A 14,724-nucleotide genomic window follows, 5' to 3' on the forward strand; every position below is an offset into this window, starting at 1 on the left:
TGAGAGGACACACCCATGATCTTCGAGCTCGAAGAAACGGTCACCCAAAGCGCCAAGATGAAGGTCGTCGGCGTCGGCGGCGGCGGTGGCAACGCGGTGAACCGGATGATCGAGGAGCGCCTGCTGGGCGTGGAGTTCATCTCGGTCAACACCGACGCCCAGGCGCTCACGGCCTCGCGGTCGGACATCAAGGTCCAGATCGGCAAGAAGCTGACCCGCGGCCTCGGCGCCGGCGCCCGGCCCGAAATTGGCCGGCAGGCGGTCGAGGAAAACCGGGACGAGATCATCGCCGCGGTGCAGGGCGCCGACCTGGTCTTCGTGACCTGCGGCATGGGCGGCGGTACGGGAACCGGAGCGGCGCCGATCGTGGCCCAGGTGGCGCGGGACATCGGCGCGCTGACCGTGGGCATCGTGACCAAGCCGTTCCTCTTCGAAGGCCGGAAGCGGATGCGGCAGGCCGAGATGGGCATCGCCGAGCTGCGCAACAACGTGGACACGATGATCGTGGTTCCCAACGAGCGGCTCCTCGCGGTGGTCGGGAAAGGCATCCCCTTCCAGGATGCGCTCAAGAAGGCCGACGAGGTGCTGCTCCACGCCACGCAGGGGATCGCCGGGCTGATCACCTCGACCGGCATCATCAACGTCGACTTCGCCGATGTGCGGACGATCATGCAGAACGGTGGGGCGGCGCTGATGGGCACCGGGACCGGGCGGGGTGACAACCGCGCCATGGAAGCGGCCCAGCAGGCTATTTCGAGCCCCCTGCTCGACAACGTCTCGATCACCGGCGCCACCGGCGTACTGATCAACATCACCGGCGGCAACGACCTGACGCTCGGCGAGGCCAGCACCATCAACCAGATCATCCACGACGCCGCCGGCGACGATGCCGAAATCATCTTTGGTGCGCACAACGATCCGGCCATGGAGGGCGAGGTCCGGGTGACGGTCATCGCCACCGGGTTTGACCGGACGATCACGCACGACGTCGGCGGCCGCTCGGCGCCCGGCATCCTGCCGTTCCCGACGCCGCGTCGGACGGCCACGCCTCCTCCGCTCAGCAATCAGACTCCTGCCCCGGCCAGTCGGCCGGAACCGCGCCGGCCCGCCGCCCCGTCCGATGTGCCGGACATGGAAATCCCGACCTTTATCCGGCGGCAGATGGACTGATGAAGGTCGCGCGGTTTCTTGTCGCCTTTGCGATCGTCCTGTTCGGGGCCTGGGCCGCGATCAACCACTCCTGGCCGTGGAAGCGCGTGCTGGTCGCCCCGCCCATCGTGGTGGACAACGCCTGGACCGAGAATACCGACACCCTGCACCGGGGTGAAACGATCTCCGAACTGCTCGCGCGCCAGGGAGTGGTCGGGCTGAACCTGCAGGACGTCGTCGAGCGCTCGAGCTTCGATCCGCGCCGCGCTCGCGCCGGCATGGTCTTCAGCTTCCGGCGTCCCCGCCTGGACTCCTTCCCAAGCGCGTTTTCCGTGCGCACCGGCGCCGAGCAGCGCCTCCAGTTCCTCCGGGCCGACAGCGGCGGCTGGACGACCGAGATCCAGCCGATCGAATGGCGCCCGGAGGTGGTGCGGATCGAAGGGCCGATCGACAACTCGCTGTATGTGGCGCTTGACGACGGGGTCGACGCGCAGCTCCTGGGTCCGGGCGAGCGGGAGCGACTGGCCTGGGACCTCGCGGATGTCTATGCCTGGTCCGTGGACTTCACTCGGGACATCAGGTCGGGGGACCGATTCCAGGTCGTGTTCGAACGTGAGGTGTCCGAGGAGGGGGAAGTACGGTTCGGAAAGATCCTGGCCAGCGACCTCTCCATCAACGGGCGGAACCTCACAGCCTACCGGTTCGAGACGGCGAGCGGCGCGGCGTCCTACTACGACGCCGACGGCCAGTCCCTCCGGCGTGCCTTCCTCCGGGCCCCCCTCCAGTTCCGCCGCATCTCCTCCAGCTTCAACCGCTCCCGCCGGCATCCGATTCTCGGATACGCCCGCCGCCACGAGGGCACAGACTACTCCGCCGCCTACGGTACCCCGGTGCTGGCGGCCGGCGAGGGGACCGTGGTCAAGGCGGGGCGGGCCGGGGGATACGGCAACCTGATCGAGCTGCGCCACGCCAACGGAATCACCACGCGCTACGGGCACCTGAGCGCCATCCTCGTCCGGGTGGGTACCCGGGTCAGCCAGGGACAGGTCATCGGCCGGGTAGGCGCCACTGGTTTGGCGACGGCCTCGCACCTGCACTACGAGTTCCGGGTCAATGGCGTCGCGCGCGACTCCCGTCGGATGGACCTCGGCAATGGCAAGCCGGTGGCTACCGCCGATCGTCCGGCGTTCGACATGGAACGGGACCGGCTGGCGGCCGAGTTGTACCCGGTGCCGGCACCGACGATGGCTCACCTCGGCGACTGATATCCCGCCGCCCTTCCGCGTCGCCCGAATCCTGACGCCGCCTCCCGCGTAGGATTCTCCAGACCGCCATGCTGACACTCCTCCTCATCCCCCTCGCGGCATCGCTCGCGCTGATCGCCTATCGCCGGCTGGAAGCCCGGGGCGAACGGACCTGGATCCCGATGCTCCTCCGGGCAATCGCCTGGGGCGGGCTCGGCGCGTTGCTGGTCAACCCCAGCTGCCCCGGGCCGGTCGATACCCGCCCTCCCCTCGTGCTCCTCGATGCGTCGCTCAGCATGCTCGCCGACTCTGCACACTGGAGCATTGCCGTCGACACGGCGCGCAGCCTTGGCCGGGTCCGCTGGTTCGGCGACGCCCGGCCCTGGACCGATTCGGTCCCCGGCCGCGGGCAGAGCGACCTCGCCCCGTCACTTGCCGCCGCGTCGGCCATCGGACGGCAGACGGTTGTCGTCACCGACGGGGAACTCGACGACCTGGGTGACGCACCCGCGGACCTGCTCGCATCCACCGGGTTCGTCGTGCTCCCGCGGACGCGGGGCCGCGACCTCGCGGTGCGGCAGGTTCGGGCGCCCGCCCGAGCGACGGTCGGCGACACCATCATCGTGAACGTGGAAATTTCCTCCGGTGGGACAACGACGCCCGAGAGCGTCTCGGTGCTCGTGCGGGCGGGGCCGCGAGTCATTGGACGAACGACCGCGATCCTGCCGCCGGACGGCTCCCTGCCGCTGCGTGTCGCGGCCGCGACTCGTGGCGTCGCGGTCGGGACGCAGTTCCTGACCGTGGGCATCGAGGCGGCCGCCGACGCGGAGCCGCGAGACGATGCGCGCCTCGTGGCGGTCGACTTCAGCGGTACGCCGGGCATCGTGCTGCTGGCGAGCCCCGGCGACTGGGACGCACGGTTTCTCTACCGCACACTGCGCGATGTGGCCGACTTGCCCGTGAAAGGGTTCGTCCGGCTCGACGGGGAACGGTGGCGCGATATGGACGGCCTGGCCGTGGTTGGTGCGGCGTCCGTGCGCGCATCCGCCGCCGGCGCGGATCTGCTGATCGTGCGCGGGGAAGCGCCCGCACTGGTTGACATCTCCAGGGCGCGCGGGCTCCTGCGGTGGCCTGAGGCCGAGTCCGGCGCGGGCGAGTGGTATGCGTCGGCCGCACCTGTCTCTCCCGTCGCGTTGGCCTTCCTCGGCGTCCCCGTCGATTCGCTCCCGCCGCTCACGGGTATCAGGACGCTCACCCCCGCCGCGGGGGACTGGGTCGGTCTTATGGTCCAGCTCGGGCGGCGGGGCGCCGTGCGGCCGGTCATGGTCGGGAAACAGCTTGGGAGACGCCGGGAAGTCGTGCTCGGGGCAGATGGCCTCTGGCGATGGGGGTTCCGGGGTGGTCCGAGCGCGGATGTCTATCGTGCGTTGGTCGCCGCCGCCGTGTCCTGGCTGCTGGCAGAACCGGACGCGGGAAGTTCCGAGGCGCGCATCCTTCAGCGGGTCACGGAGCAGGGGATGCCTCTCACCTTCGAGCGGGCAAACGATTCGCTGACGATACTGCCCATCACTTTCGAGCAGCAGGGACGGGAACAGCTTGACACCCTTCGTTTCGGCGGCGACGGGCGCGCGTCGATCTGGCTTTCACCGGGGATCTACCGCTACCGGCTGGGCGGGCCTCGAGGGGGCACCGGCGTCGCCGCCGTGGACAGCTGGTCCCGAGAATGGCTCCCACGGGAGGCGGTCGTCTCCTCTCGCCCCGTCCCTGCGGCTGGGGCGGGTGCCCGGCGTTCCGCGCGGCAGTCGGCATGGCTCTACCTGCTGGTGTTGTTGTCGCTGGCGGGGGAGTGGCTGGCCCGCCGCCGCCTCGGTCTGCGTTGACTCCCGGCGTTAGATTCCGTCCATGAAACGCGACCGTGTCACCGAACAGAAAAAGCTGGGCCTCTGGGGCCGCCTCAAGCGGTTGGCGCTCACCGACGTGGGGCGATGGTCCGGGGCTTCAACGCCGCCGATCTCGAGTCGGTGGAGCGGCTGTTGCTGGAGGCCGACTTTGGCGTTCCCGCCACGATGGACCTCATGGCGGTGCTCGAAAATGGGGTCCGGCGAGGGACCTGGAAGAGCGAGGCCGACCTCAAGGAGGCGCTGGTCGACCGGATTGCGGAGCTGCTCGCCACCGCGGAGGGCTCGGGCGAGATCGCCCGGGCCGCGTCCGGCCCCACGGTCGTGCTTGTCATGGGGGTCAACGGCGTCGGCAAGACGACGACGGTGGCGAAGCTGGCGCATCGCCTCAAGGGGCAGGGACGGAAGGTCCTTTTGGGCGCCGCCGACACCTGGCGGGCCGGGGCCATTGCGCAGCTGGAGGTGTGGGCGGAACGACTCGACGTGCCGTGCGTGTCGGGCGCGCCCGGAGGGGATCCCGCCGCGGTGGCCTTCGACGCCGTCGAGGCGGCGGTAGCCCGCGGTGCCGACACCGTGCTGGTGGACACGGCCGGCCGGCTGCACACGCAGGAAGGGCTGATGGACGAACTGCGCAAGGTGGCACGCGTGGTCGGCCGGCGTGCCCCGGGCGCTCCTCACGAGTCGCTGCTCGTGCTCGACGGCACCGTCGGACAGAATGCGGTGCAGCAGGGCCGGCTCTTTGCCGAGGCCGTGCCGCTGACCGGGCTGATCATCACCAAGCTCGACGGCACCGCCAAGGGCGGGGCGGCGGTCGCGTTGCGACGCGAGTTGGGCGTGCCGATCCGGTTCCTGGGCCGCGGGGAGGGCGTGGCGGACCTTGTCCCCTTCAATCCGCGAGACTTCGCCAGGCACCTCCTTGCCGACGAAGGGTAGCGCCCCCTCCAGCCTCCGGCTCGACACGCCCGTCAAGTTCCTCAAGGGGGTCGGCGAGCGGCGCGCCGACGCCTTTGCGCGACTCGGTGTCGTGACCGCGCAGGATCTTCTCTGGCATCTCCCGCATCGATATCTCGACGCCTCGTCCGTCATTCCGGTGGCCCGCGCCCGGGTTGGGGATGAAGTCGCCTGTATCGGACGCGTCGTGGACAAGGGCGTGGTGCCGACCCGTAAGGGACTCCGGATCTTCCGCGCGGTGCTGCGCGATGCGTCGGGCGTTATCGAATGCGCGTGGCCAGGTCAGGCATTTCTCGATCGGACCATCGAGGTTGGGCAGACGTTGCTGGTCGCCGGTACCGTCCGCTTCTACCACGGCAGGCAGCTCGCTCCCTCCGAATTCCTGATCCTGGCGGATGAGGACGAGGCGATTGCGCCGGAAAGTGGCCGGGTGCTGCCGGTCTACCCCGCCACCGAGGGACTCAGCCACAAGATGATCCGCTCCCTCGTGGACCGGCATCTTGACCACCTCCTCCCGTTGGTGAAAGACGCGCTGCCGGCGTCCATCCGGTCGGAACTTGCCCTCCCCACGCTGGTGGACGCGCTGCGCGACGTACACCGGCCCGCCACCGTGACGGACGCCGAGCGGGGCCGGAGGCGTCTCGCCTTCGATGAGTTGTTTGACTTGCAGCTGATGCTGGTGCGGGCCCGGACGCTCGCCAAGCGCCAGCGCAGCGGCATCGCCTTCGAGGTCAAGCGCGACCTCACGTCGGCGCTGAAGGCGGCGCTTCCCTACGAGCTGACGACCGACCAGAAGCAGGCCATTCGGGAAATCACGACGGACATGACCGCCCCGGAACGGATGCATCGCCTGCTGATGGGCGATGTCGGGACCGGGAAGACCGTCGTGGCGCTCTTTGCCATGCTCCTGGCGGTCGAGAACGACTTCCAGGCGGCGCTGATGGCGCCCACGGAGTTGTTGGCCGAGCAGCATGCGCGGACCCTCACCGAACTCCTGGCCCCGCTCGGCATCGTGCCGGAGCTGCTGCTGGGGAAGATGACGGCGGCCGCGAAGAAGGCGGCAAAGGCCCGGCTGGGGCAGGGTGGCGCGCGCATCGCGGTCGGGACGCACGCGCTGATGCAGGAGAGTGTAGCCTTTCGCCGGCTCGGCCTTGTGGTCATCGACGAACAGCACCGGTTCGGCGTGGAGCAGCGCGCCGCCCTGATCGGGAAGGGATCCTCCCCGGACGTCCTGCTGCTTTCCGCCACGCCGATCCCCCGGTCGCTGGCGCTCACCCTCTATGGCGACCTCGACCAGTCCCAGCTGCGGGAGCGGCCGCCGGGGAGAGGGACGGTCCGGACCACCATCCGCAGCGAACAGCATCGCGAACGGGTCATGGCGTTCATCGAGGCTGAGTGCCGCGCGGGGCGGCAGGCGTATGTCGTCCTGCCGATCATCGACGAATCGGAAAAGGCGGATCTCCGTGCAGCCACCACGATGGCGGAGATGCTCGATGCACGGTGGCCTGACCTCGTGGTCGAGCTCGTGCACGGCCGCCTCAAGGCGGACGAGCGCGACCGGGTCATGCGCCGGTTTCGGGATGGCGCGGTGCAGGTGCTCGTCGCCACCACGGTCATTGAAGTGGGAATCGACGTGCCGAACGCCACCGTCATGGTGATCGAGCACCCGGAGCGGTTCGGGCTGGCGCAGTTGCACCAGCTGCGGGGCCGCATCGGGCGCGGTGCAGGGGACAGCCACTGTATCCTGCTGCCGGGTGGGCGGACGCCGGACCGGTTGAAGGCGTTCGCGGCCACCAATGACGGGTTTGCGATCGCGGAGCTGGATCTCAAGGAGCGGGGGATGGGCGACCTGATCGGCGCGCGCCAGTCTGGCGGCATCGAGGTCCGGCACGCGCGGCTCCCCGAGGATACGGCCCTGCTGCAGCGCGCGCGTGAACTGGCGGGGCAAGTGCTGGCCGCCGACCCGATGCTCCAGCGGACCGTCAACCAGTCGATCCGGGCCCGTGCGCTGGCCCGCTTTCCGAGAGCGACGGAGTTGTTTCGCATCGGGTAGGGGGTGTACAATCCTACCCTCAACGACCCTTACTGCAGCAGAGCCCCATGCCATACGTCAGAATCAACGAACTGGATCGCCACGTCGGTCAGTCTGTCACCGTCCGCGGATGGGTCGCCACGACCCGATCCAGCGGCAAGATCGCCTTCGTGGTGCTCCGCGACGGTTCCGGGTACCTGCAGACGGTCTTCTCGAAGCGCGAGGTCCCGGAGGCCACCTGGCTCCGGCTCTCCGAACTCACCCAGGAAGCCTCGATCGCGGTGACTGGCGAGGTGCGGGCGGATGCGCGCGCGCCCGGTGGCCATGAGCTCACGGCAACCGAGGTGGAGATCCTCGGTACCAGCCCGGATTATCCCATCTCGCCCAAGGAGCATGGGAGCAGCTTCCTCTTCGAACACCGGCACCTCTGGCTGCGCAGCCGTCGCCAGGTGGCCATCGCCAAGGTGCGCAATGAGGTGGTGCAGGGCATCCGGGACTTCTTCTACGACCGCGATTTTGTGCTGGTGGACACGCCGATTCTCACCGGATCGATCGGCGAGGAGGCGGGCAACCTCTTCAGCACCGATTACTTCGACCTGGGCAAAGCGTACCTCGCGCAGACGGGCCAGCTCTACGTCGAGGCGGCGGCCGCCGCACTCGGCAAGGTGTACTGCTTCGGTCCGACCTTCCGGGCGGAGAAGTCGAAGACGCGGCGCCACCTGACCGAGTTCTGGATGGTGGAGCCGGAGGTCGCGTGGAACGACTCCGACGCCAACATGACCCTACAGGAGGAGTTCATCTCCGCCGTGGTGGCGCGCGTGCTGGACCGCCGGAAGGAAGAATTGAAGGAGCTCGAGCGTGACACGGCGCCGCTTGAGCGGGTGACCGGCCCCTTTCCGCGCATCAGCTACACCGATGCCGTGGCAAAGCTGCAGGGGCTCGGCTCCGACATCACGTGGGGGAAGGACCTCGGGGGAGACGACGAGACGCTGCTGGCGAAGGAGTACGACCGGCCTGTATTCGTCTTCAACTACCCCAAAGAGGTCAAGGCCTTCTACATGAAGGAGAACCCCGACGACCCCCGGACGGTGCTGAACAACGACTGCCTGGCCCCCGAGGGGTACGGGGAGATCATCGGCGGTTCACAACGCGAGGATGATCACGATCGGTTGCTGGCCAGGATCCTCGCCCAGGGGCTCGACCCCGAGGCGTATCGCTGGTATCTCGACCTGCGAAAGTACGGGACCTTTGTGCACAGCGGTTTCGGCCTCGGCGTCGAGCGCACCATCGCCTGGATCTGCGGCAACCCGCACATCAGGGAGTCGATCGCGTTCCCGAGGCAGATTCACCGGCTCTACCCCTAGCGCGACTTCACCTCGTCCCAGAGCTCGTCCAGTTTTGTCAGCCCCGCCGAGTGGAGATCGATTCCCCGCTCGGCGGCAAGCCGTTCTACCCCCCGGAAGCGCTCGATGAACTTCCGGTTGGCCCTGTCGAGTGCGACACCGGGTGCCACGCCCGCCTTCCGTGACAGGTTCACCACCGCAAAAAGCAGGTCCCCAATCTCCTCGATCAACTCCGGCGACGCAGCCTGCTCAGCAGTGTGCTCCACATACGGCCCCGCTGCCTCGCTGCCCCGCTGCCCAGCCGCGGGAAGTTGTTCCACAACTTCCGCGATCTCCTCGCGCACCTTTTCCAGCGGCCCCTGTACGTCGTCCCAGTCGAACCCGACGGATGCCGCTCGTTCCTGCAGCCGGAATGCGTGGAGCAGGGGAGGAAGCGTCGGGGGAAGGCCCTCGAGGGTGCCACGGGGGCGCTCCTGCCGCTTCAGCTGCTCCCAGGGCTGCGCGGGGCCCAGATCGAAGAGGTGCGGGTGCCGACGCTGCATCTTGGCGACCAGGTCATCCGCCACCTGCTTGGCGGTAAACTCGCCGAGCTCCTCGGCCAGGACGAGTTGCCAGGCGAGATGAAGGAGAAAGTCCCCCATCTCATCGCGTAACAGCGCCGGGTCACCGGAGCCGATGGCCTGATCGACTTCCAGCACCTCCTCGACCAGGTAGGGCCGCAGCGTCTCCCGGGTTTGCGCACGGTCCCAGGGGCACCGGACACGCAGATCCCTGACCATCTCCATGGCACGTCCAAGCGCTGAATTCTCTTGCATTTATCCTCCGTGAACGGTATCATACCCGCCGTCTCGTGAGCGCGTCAAACCCTATCCCGCCAGCCCGTGCCTGGGCCGATATCGACCTTGGCGCCCTCGTCGCCAACGCCCGGACCGTGCTCTCGGTCTCCGGCTCCCGACTCCTCCCCATGGTCAAGGCCAACGCCTACGGCATCGGCGCCGCAGCGGCGACGCATGCCCTCGAGGCGGTCGACCCATGGGGCTACGGTGTCGTGACCCCGGAGGAAGGGTTGGCGCTTCGCCGGGAGGGGATTCGTCGGCCGATCGTCGTGTTCGGGCCGCTGTCGCCCGAGGGGATGGACCACTGTCTCCGCGGCGACTTGCGCCCGGTCATCGGCGACCTGGAGCAGCTGCGACGCTGGCTGGCCGCAGGCGATCGGCCGTTCCATGTGGAAATCGACACCGGCATGAGCCGGCTCGGATTTTCCTGGAACGATCGTCATCTCCTCGGGGAGGCTGGGTCGCTCCTCGAGAAGGCGTCGGGATGGGAAGGTGTATTCACCCACTTCCATTCGGCCGACACCGACCTGGATTCAGCGGGTGGCCAGTGGGACCGGCTGCAGGCGGTGATTGCGGCGTTCCCGCGGCGCCCGCCGCTGGTTCATGCGGCCAACAGCGCCGCGGCCATGCAGGGACATCGCTTCGCGGGCGATCTGATTCGGCCAGGCATCTTCCTCTACGGTGGCGTGGCCGGGATGGCGTCGCCCGAGGTCGTCGTGCGGTTTCGCGCGCCGGTTGTGTCGAGTCGGCGGGTCGCGGCGGGGGAATCGGTCAGCTACGGTGCGACGTGGCGCGCTGGGTCCGACGTCAATATCGTCACGCTCGGGGCCGGTTACGCGGACGGCCTGCCGCGGTCGCTGAGCGGCGTGGGGAAGGTGGAGCTCGGCGGCATCCTCCGCCCGATCGTCGGGCGGGTGACCATGGACTTCACGATGGTCGATGTGGGCGACGCCGAGGTTCCGGTCGGAGCGGTCGCCACCATCTTCGGCAGCGCCCCGTCGCTCGACGCACAGGCGTCGGCGGCCGGGACGATCAGCTATGCACTGTTGACGGGGCTTGGGCCTCGGGTGATCCGTCGCTATTCGGAGGGAGTATGAACCAGCATTTCATGTCGCTCGTGCTCGGGTTGGCCCAGCAGGCGGAGGGAGCCTTGGCGGGCAACTTGCCGCCCGGTGCGGAAGGGCTGAGCCCGGCCGACGCCCGACAGGTGGGACAGGCGTTGATCGATACGCTCGGCATGCTGCAGGAAAAGACCGCAGGGCAGCTCGAGCCGGACGAGAAGAAGCTGCTCGACGAGGTCGTCACCGCGCTTCGCTTCCGGTTTGTGCAGGGGACTGCCAAACCATGAGCCGGCGGGCAGTGATCATTGTGCTGGACGGTCTGGGGATCGGACCGGCGCACGACACCGCCACCTATGGCGACACCGGGAGCGACACGCTCGGCAACACGCTCCGGAGTGTCGGAGGGCTCTCGCTCCCGAATCTCGAAGCATTCGGGCTCGGCTGCTGCGCTCCGCTGCCCGGGATCGCGGAGGTGACCGCACCGTCGGCTGCGTACGGAACCTGCCAGCCTGCCGGCGCGGGCAAAGACTCGACGACGGGGCACTGGGAACTCTGTGGATTGACGCTTGAGCGGCCCTTCCCGACGTATCCAGATGGATTCCCGGACGAGGTCATCGCGGAGTTCTCGCGCCGCACGGGGCGAGGGGTGCTGGGGAACGTGGCGGCATCGGGGACCGCGATCCTCGATCGGCTGGGTGAGGAGCACCAGCGGACCGGCTCGTGGATCGTCTACACGTCGGCGGACAGCGTCTTCCAGGTGGCGGCGCATGAGCAGGTGGTGCCGCTGGAGGAGTTGTACAAGGCCTGTGCGGAGGCGCGCGACATCCTGCAGCCCCCGCATGGCGTCTCCCGCGTCATCGCGCGGCCCTTCCTCGGGGCGCCCGGCGCCTGGACCCGCACCTCCCACCGGAAGGACATCAGCCTGCCGCCGCCGGGCCCCACGCTGCTCGACCGGCTGGCCGAGCGGCATATTCCGAGGCTCGGCATCGGGAAGGTGGACGATCTCTTCGCGAGCCGGAACATTGCCAGCGTGCACGCGGCCACCAACGCCGAGGGCTACCACCTGATCGGCTCCGCCCTGCAGACGGCCAGGCGGGGGCTCATCTTCGCGAACATTCTCGAGTTCGACCAGTCGTGGGGCCACCGGAACGACGTACCGGGATTCGCCGGCGGGCTCCGGGAACTCGATCGGGCACTGCCGGGACTTCTGGCAGGGGTGCGGGAGGAGGACCTCGTTATCTTTACCGCGGACCACGGGAACGACCCGACCACCCCGTCCACCGACCATTCGCGTGAACGGGTGCCGCTGCTTGTGTATGGTCCCCGGGTGCGGCCGGTCCCGCTCGGTGAACGGTCGACGTTTGCGGACATCGGGCAGACCGTCGCCGAGTTCCTCGGCGCCGCGCCGCTCGAGTCGGGGCGCTCGTTCCTCGGGGAGATCTGGAATGCCTGACGATGTGCTGCTCGAGGCGGCTCGTGCCGTCCAGCTCCATGCCTACGCGCCCTACTCCGGCTTTCGGGTGGGGGCCGCGCTCGAGGGGATGGATGGCCAGGTGTTTGTCGGTTGCAACGTGGAGAGCGCTTCGTTCGGGCTGACCATCTGCGCGGAGCGGTCGGCGCTGGTCGCCGCCGTCGCGGCGGGTCACAGGGCATTCCGCCGGATCGTCGTGATCAGCGACAGCGACCCTCCGGCCTCGCCCTGTGGCGCCTGCCGCCAGATGCTGGCCGAGTTCGGGTTGGACCTCCGTGTGGACGCGGTCGGGCCAGGGCGGGCACAGACCTGGACGCTGGCCGAACTGCTGCCTGACGCATTTACCTCGCACCGTCTTGAGGCACCTTGATCGACTTTCTTTCCCGGCTCGGCGCAGGGCGCGTGTTCCTCGGAGCGGTTGGCCTGCTGGTGCTTGGCCTGGCCGGATGCACCGAGGACTTTACCACCCCAGGTTCCTGTCCCCAGACCTGTCCGGGGGGGAACATCGTCATCCGCGACACCGTCATCGACGCGGTGTTCGACGGTGACAGCACCTACTCCGGTTACGTTGCCGCGGGTGACGGCACGGGGCTCCTCGTGTCCACCGCCGACTCCGCCGATCAGATTCTGACGGCGATGCGTTTCGGTCTGCTGCCCGACTCCGTCAGTATCCTCGACACCCTCTACACCTTCACGATCGACAGTGTCGCGATCAGTCTCGGGGTCCTGGCCCGGGATTCCTCCGCGACGGGCCTGGCGCTGCAGGTGTACCGGGCGCCGGCAACCCTCGACAGCGGGGTCACCTATACGGACGTGGCCGGGTATCTGACGCCCGGGACGTTCGTGGACAGCCTCCTAATTCCCGATACGCTGCAGAACGGGAACGTGCGGGCGGTGTTTGCCGGAGCCGACCTCGCCAAGCTGGAAATCCCGGCGGCCGACAGCGGCGTGCTGGCCCTCGCGGTGTCCCTCACGGCCGACGCCAGCACCGGGGTCGAACTGGGCAACCTCACCGCCGGCACCTTCATCCCGACGGTCACCTGGTACATCAGCGTGCCGGAAGTCGACTCCGCGAACCAGCCGGCGGCCATTCGCCGGGTGCCCAACTTTGCCACTTTCGTCCAGCAGAACCCGCCTGTGCCCACGGCGAATCAGCTGCTCGTCGGCGGCGCACCATCGTCACGGTTCATCGTCCGGTTCAACGTTCCCGACAGCATCCTGATCGGCGTGCAGATTCTTCGGGCGGAGCTGCTGCTCACGCCCGTCCAGCCGATCCAGGGCGTGCGGGACATCGGTACGACGCTCACGGCCCGCGGTGTGCTCAGTGACCAGGGGGCCAAGTCGCCCTTGGTCCCGTTGCTCGCTGCCGTGACACCGGTGACGGTCGGCTCGGCGGACTCGGTGGTCATGGAAGTGGTGGACATCGTGCGCACCTGGCAGGTGATCAACAATCCGCCCGCGCAGGCGTTCTTCATCTCGCTGCAGCCGGAAGCGTCCTCCTTCACGGTGCCGATCTTCGCGTCGACCCGCAGTGGCTCGGGCGTCCCGCGTCTTCGCGTCACCTACGTGGCCCCGCTCGACTTTGAGGAGCCCTGAGTGCGACGCTTCCTGACGGTCCTGGCACTCGTGTGCGGCGTCCAGGGCACCGCAGCCGCGCAGTCGTCGATCTTCGACACGCGTGCCCTTGGCATCCCCCAGCCGCCCCTCTCGGCGCGCGCGGTCGGCATGGCCGGCAGCATGAGCCTGCTCGATGGCATGTCCGCCACCAACCCGGCCGCGATCACCTCCATCGTCGGGCTCACCATCGGCTTCAACGTCTTCCAGGACTGGAGAAGCAGCACGAGTCCCGGGGGGACGGGGTCCGGCTCGGATGCCGGCATGCCGAACATCATCGTCATCAACCGGATCAAGGAGTCGCCGTTCTACGTCTCCGGGAGCTTCGGGTCCTATACCGACCGCGATTTCGGGTTCGTGACCACCGACTCCACGCCGGTCAACGGGCAGCCGGTCGGCTATCGCGATTCGCTGGAGTCGCGCGGCGGCACCTCAGATTTCCGGCTGGCCGTCGGGTACCGGGACGGCAAGAAGCTGGCGCTCGGATTCGGCCTGCACTTCCTCACCGGTTCGAACCGTTTCTTCCTGAGCCGCGTCTTTGACGACTCGCTCTTTGCGCCGGTGCGCCAGCGGTCCGAACTCGCCTACAACGCCGTCGGTCTGAGCGTCGGCGCGGTGTACCACCCGATCGAGCCGCTCCTGGTCACCGCCCTCGTGCGTCACGACGGGTCGATGAACGTGGACCGCGATTCGCTCCAGGCGTATACCTTCGCCCTCCCCTGGACCATCGGTGGCGGGGCGCAGTACCAGCTGAAGCGGCGCGGGACCATCAGCGCCGAGGTGACCTACACGACATGGGCGGACGCCAACGCCGAGTTGCTTGCCAATGGGGGGGCCGGGGCGGAAAACACCCTCAACGCTGCGCTGGGCGCGGAGCTCTACACCTCGCCGCTGAACCCCGGCAAGTTTCCGCTTCGGCTCGGTGTGCGCAGCCGGCAACTCCCGTTCCCGCTGACGCCAGGGATACAGCCCTCCGAGTTCAGCGTGTCCGCCGGGACCGGCGGGCGGTTCGCCAAGGGGCACGCCGCCGCCGATGTCGCCCTCCAGCGCCTCTGGCGGAAGGACGACAACGGTTTCTCCGAGGATGCGTGGGTCCTTTCCTTCGGCCTGACGCTGAAGCCCTGA

Annotated in this window: 13 protein-coding genes; 12 read left to right on the forward strand and 1 reads right to left on the reverse strand. The window is 68.4% G+C overall.

Annotation, left to right across the window (positions count from 1 at the left end):
• The first annotated feature begins 15 nt into the window (after window positions 1–15).
• The 6 genes from ftsZ (at window position 16) to asnS (ending at window position 8,638) form a co-directional block, all read left to right on the forward strand.
• Window positions 16–1,170, forward strand: a complete 1,155-nt coding sequence (gene ftsZ / locus R2910_06650; protein ID MEZ4412643.1) for a cell division protein FtsZ — start codon at window positions 16–18, stop codon at window positions 1,168–1,170.
• Window positions 1,170–2,414: a M23 family metallopeptidase gene (locus tag R2910_06655; protein ID MEZ4412644.1), complete on the forward strand. Its 1,245-nt coding sequence runs from the start codon at window positions 1,170–1,172 to the stop codon at window positions 2,412–2,414. Before ftsZ ends, R2910_06655 begins: the two co-directional genes overlap by 1 nt.
• Before the next feature lie 68 nt (window positions 2,415–2,482).
• A complete protein-coding gene (locus R2910_06660; protein MEZ4412645.1) occupies window positions 2,483–4,273 on the forward strand; it encodes a hypothetical protein in 1,791 nt (596 codons plus the stop codon).
• Between the two features lie 105 nt (window positions 4,274–4,378).
• Window positions 4,379–5,224 (forward strand): signal recognition particle-docking protein FtsY, encoded by an 846-nt coding sequence (ftsY, locus tag R2910_06665; GenBank protein MEZ4412646.1) that lies wholly within the window; start codon window positions 4,379–4,381, stop codon window positions 5,222–5,224.
• The gene (gene recG / locus R2910_06670; protein MEZ4412647.1) at window positions 5,208–7,295 is read left to right on the forward strand and encodes an ATP-dependent DNA helicase RecG; all 2,088 of its coding nucleotides are present in this window, start codon (window positions 5,208–5,210) and stop codon (window positions 7,293–7,295) included. The genes ftsY and recG overlap by 17 nt, the downstream gene beginning before the upstream one ends.
• A gap of 47 nt (window positions 7,296–7,342) precedes the next feature.
• The gene (gene asnS / locus R2910_06675; protein ID MEZ4412648.1) at window positions 7,343–8,638 is read left to right on the forward strand and encodes an asparagine--tRNA ligase; all 1,296 of its coding nucleotides are present in this window, start codon (window positions 7,343–7,345) and stop codon (window positions 8,636–8,638) included.
• Here the strand turns inward: asnS and mazG are convergent.
• The gene (gene mazG, locus R2910_06680) at window positions 8,635–9,432 is read right to left on the reverse strand and encodes a nucleoside triphosphate pyrophosphohydrolase (protein ID MEZ4412649.1); all 798 of its coding nucleotides are present in this window, start codon (window positions 9,430–9,432) and stop codon (window positions 8,635–8,637) included. The genes asnS and mazG overlap by 4 nt on opposite strands.
• A 35-nt stretch (window positions 9,433–9,467) precedes the next feature.
• On the opposite strand from mazG, the gene alr reads away from it, so the two are divergent.
• Genes alr through R2910_06710 form a run of 6 tightly spaced genes read left to right on the forward strand, consistent with a single transcriptional unit; the run spans window position 9,468 to window position 14,724 of the window.
• A complete protein-coding gene (alr, locus tag R2910_06685; protein ID MEZ4412650.1) occupies window positions 9,468–10,550 on the forward strand; it encodes an alanine racemase in 1,083 nt (360 codons plus the stop codon).
• The gene (locus tag R2910_06690) at window positions 10,547–10,801 is read left to right on the forward strand and encodes a DUF1844 domain-containing protein (GenBank protein ID MEZ4412651.1); all 255 of its coding nucleotides are present in this window, start codon (window positions 10,547–10,549) and stop codon (window positions 10,799–10,801) included. The genes alr and R2910_06690 overlap by 4 nt, the downstream gene beginning before the upstream one ends.
• Entirely contained in the window at window positions 10,798–11,967 is a 1,170-nt protein-coding gene (locus R2910_06695; protein MEZ4412652.1) for a phosphopentomutase, read from the forward strand. The genes R2910_06690 and R2910_06695 overlap by 4 nt, the downstream gene beginning before the upstream one ends.
• The gene (locus R2910_06700) at window positions 11,960–12,355 is read left to right on the forward strand and encodes a cytidine deaminase (GenBank protein MEZ4412653.1); all 396 of its coding nucleotides are present in this window, start codon (window positions 11,960–11,962) and stop codon (window positions 12,353–12,355) included. The genes R2910_06695 and R2910_06700 overlap by 8 nt, the downstream gene beginning before the upstream one ends.
• Window positions 12,352–13,581, forward strand: coding sequence for a hypothetical protein (locus R2910_06705; GenBank protein MEZ4412654.1), 1,230 nt, complete (start codon window positions 12,352–12,354; stop codon window positions 13,579–13,581). The genes R2910_06700 and R2910_06705 overlap by 4 nt, the downstream gene beginning before the upstream one ends.
• A complete protein-coding gene (locus R2910_06710) occupies window positions 13,582–14,724 on the forward strand; it encodes a hypothetical protein (protein ID MEZ4412655.1) in 1,143 nt (380 codons plus the stop codon).

The organism is Gemmatimonadales bacterium, assembly GCA_041390145.1.
In the GTDB taxonomy this organism is placed as follows: Bacteria; Gemmatimonadota; Gemmatimonadetes; order Gemmatimonadales; family GWC2-71-9; genus SPDF01.